This is a genomic window from Mycobacterium sp., assembly GCF_049802695.1.
GTDB lineage: Bacteria > Actinomycetota > Actinomycetes > Mycobacteriales > Mycobacteriaceae > Mycobacterium.
Genome location: NZ_JBARMY010000450.1, coordinates 1 through 2,812 on the forward strand (window position 1 = coordinate 1; position 2,812 = coordinate 2,812).

4 protein-coding genes and 1 pseudogene are annotated in these 2,812 nt (G+C 66.6%); 1 reads left to right on the plus strand and 4 read right to left on the minus strand.

From position 1 onward, the window contains the following. From WA317_RS18100 to WA317_RS18115, 4 genes and pseudogenes are all read right to left on the minus strand, one after another. Positions 1-121, minus strand: a pseudogene (locus tag WA317_RS18100) (inorganic phosphate transporter); the annotation flags it as partial. 121 nt (positions 122-242) lie between these two features. Then, the gene (locus WA317_RS18105) at positions 243-650 is read right to left on the minus strand and encodes a VOC family protein (protein WP_425174352.1); all 408 of its coding nucleotides are present in this window, start codon (positions 648-650) and stop codon (positions 243-245) included. Between the two features lie 69 nt (positions 651-719). Next, the gene (locus WA317_RS18110; RefSeq protein WP_425174349.1) at positions 720-1,601 is read right to left on the minus strand and encodes an SDR family oxidoreductase; all 882 of its coding nucleotides are present in this window, start codon (positions 1,599-1,601) and stop codon (positions 720-722) included. Positions 1,602-1,642: 41 nt separating this feature from the next. After that, positions 1,643-2,548, minus strand: a complete 906-nt coding sequence (locus WA317_RS18115; protein WP_425174350.1) for a 1,4-dihydroxy-2-naphthoyl-CoA synthase — start codon at positions 2,546-2,548, stop codon at positions 1,643-1,645. Positions 2,549-2,625: 77 nt separating this feature from the next. Between WA317_RS18115 and WA317_RS18120 the strand changes: the two genes are divergently transcribed. Then, positions 2,626-2,812, plus strand: a 187-nt coding sequence (locus WA317_RS18120) for a pyridoxamine 5'-phosphate oxidase family protein (protein WP_425174351.1), incomplete at its 3' end; no start/stop codon positions are given.

Here is a 2,812-nt window from a genome sequence, read left to right on the forward strand (position 1 = left end):
CGAGTGCGCCGCTGGCGATGGAGGTCGCCATGGCGTTGCCGGTGTCATGGAACCCGTTGGTGAAGTCGAAGGCGAGTGCGGTGATGACGACGATTATCAGAAGAAAGAGTTGAAGGCTCACAGAGCACCACGCTCACAAGGGATCACGGGCCAATTGTGGGGGGCGGACCGTTCAGATGTCGAATGAAAGGGACGCATAAAAGCGGCTGTATCCGGAGTTGTCTACCGCTGTTCCGCTGGGGTTAACCTTCGGAACTGCGCCGATCCAGCCGGGTGTCCCGGCGCAGCGGGTGATCCGGTGGTATCTGAACGAAGATCAGCGTCACGCCGTCCGGATCGATCACATGCATCTCGTGTAGACCCCAGGGCTCCTGGCGCGCCTCGCGCGCAATTGCCACGCCCCGGCTCTCCAGTTCGGACTGGGTGGCGCGGACGTCGCGCACCTGCAGCCACAGCGCGCCCGGGAACGGGCCGTCGGAATTTCCCTCAGCGCCGTGACTGGCCAGTTCGATCAACGACTGCCCGGCGTAGAAGACGGTGCCCGCGCCGTAGTCACGGGCGATCGCCAGCCCGAGTTGGTCCCGGTAGAAGCTCATCGACCGCTGATAGTCCGCCGGCCGAAACAGCATCCGGCTGGCCAGGATCTCCATGCCTTCGTGTCTATCACGCAGCGTGAAAGCGATGGTCAGCCAAGCCGGCGGACGAGTCACCTGTCGGGGTCAGGGCCTGCCGAAGGCGCTTCGTTTCATCAGCGTGGTAACCCATTGGGGGCCGACGGTGTCCAAGGCCCTGATGCCGACGGCGAACCGCGGCGCGATCCGGATGGGTCGGGCGCGGGCCGCGGTCACCATCCACTCACCGGCCTCCCGTGAGCTCAACGCCGGCATTCCGTCGTAGGCCTTGGTGGGCGCGATCATCGGGGTGGACACCAGCGGGTAATACAGCGTGGTGGAGTGCACGCCCTTGGCGCTCCACTCGCTTTCGATGACCCGGCTGACCGCTGACAACGCGGCCTTGGACGCGTTGTACACCGAGAACAGCGGTGACGCTTCGCTGAACACACCCCAGGTCGCGACGTTGATGATGTGGCCGTCGCCGCGCTCGAGCATGCCGGGCGCGAGTCCGCGGATCAGCCGCAGCGGCGAGTAATAGTTGAGCACCATCGTCCGCTCCACGTCGTGCCAGCGTTCCAGCGACTCGGCCAGCGGCCGGCGGATGGATCGGCCAGCGTTGTTGACCAGGATGTCGACTCCGCCCAGACGCTGTTCGACGTCGGCGACCAGCGCGTCGACGGCGTCGAGGTCGGACAGGTCGCACGGCATCGCCGTCGCGGTGCCGCCGTTGGCGTTGATCCGGTCCACGACCGCGTTCAGCAGGTCCTTGCGGCGCGCAACGGCCACGACGGTGGCGCCGTGGCGGGCGAACTTCTCGGCGGCGCTCTCGCCGATCCCCGACGACGCGCCGGTGAGCAGGATGCGCTTGCCGTCGAGGTCGACGGGTTTGTTGATCGCCCGGTTCAGCAGTAGTTGCGGCGCAATGGGCGGCCGCATGCCGGCCATCGCCAAGGCTGCATTCATTCGGCGCAGGGGACTTCTACTCACAGGCGGCAGTCTAGGCGGCGCACTTGATGCGACGAGCGTGGTCAGAAGTAGCGCGGGAAACGGCTCCAGTCCGGGCCGCGTTTCTCCAGGAACGCGTCCCGGCCCTCGACCGCCTCGTCGGTCATGTACGCCAACCGGGTCGCTTCGCCGGCGAACAGCTGCTGGCCTACCAGCCCGTCGTCGAGCAGGTTGAACGCGAACTTCAGCATCCGTTGCGCCTGTGGTGATTTCGCGTTGATCTCGGCAGCCCATTGCGCGCCGACGGTTTCCAGCTCGGCGTGATCGACGACCTCGTTCACTGCGCCCATCTGATGCATCTGCTCGGCGGTGTACGGACGCCCCAGGAAGAACACCTCGCGGGCGAATTTCTGGCCCACCTGCCGGGCCAGATAAGCGCTGCCGTAGCCGCCGTCGAAGCTGCCGACGTCGGCGTCGGTCTGCTTGAAACGGGCGTGCTGGCGGCTGGCCAGGGTGAGGTCGCATACCACGTGCAGACTGTGCCCGCCGCCGGCCGCCCACCCGTTGACCAGGCAGATCACCACTTTGGGCATGAACCGGATCAGCCGCTGCACCTCTAGGATGTGCAACCGGCCGGCGCGAGCGGTGTCGACGGTCTCGGCCGTCTCGCCGGAGGCGTACTGGTAGCCATCGCGCCCGCGGATGCGTTGGTCTCCGCCGGAGCAGAACGCCCAGCCGCCGTCTTTCGGCGAGGGTCCGTTGCCGGTCACCAGCACCACGCCGACCTCGGGGGACATTCGCGCATGGTCGAGCACGCGGTAAAGCTCGTCGACGGTGTGCGGGCGAAACGCGTTGCGCACCTCCGGCCGGTTGAACGCCACCCGCACGGTGGCGTCGGTGACGTGGCGGTGGTAGGTGATGTCGGTCAGCTCACCGAGCGCGTCGACAGGTTCCCAAGCCTCCGCGTGGAAAGGGTTGTCGCCGGCCATGACGGCGACGCTACCGGTCAGCTCGTCGGCGCCGCTTGGAAGGGAATTAATCGTGGCGTTCAGCGGTAGAACACCGCATGAAGCTCAACGCCGCTGCGCGCGAATTCATCGGAGACGGTGCCGACGCCACCCTGGTCACGCTGAATCCCGACGGGAGTCCACAGGTCAGTCTTGTCTGGGTGGGCGTGCAGTCCACGCCCGACGGCGACGAGCTGGTGACCGCGCACTTGGCCGAGCACAAGAAGGTACGCAACGTCCGGCGCG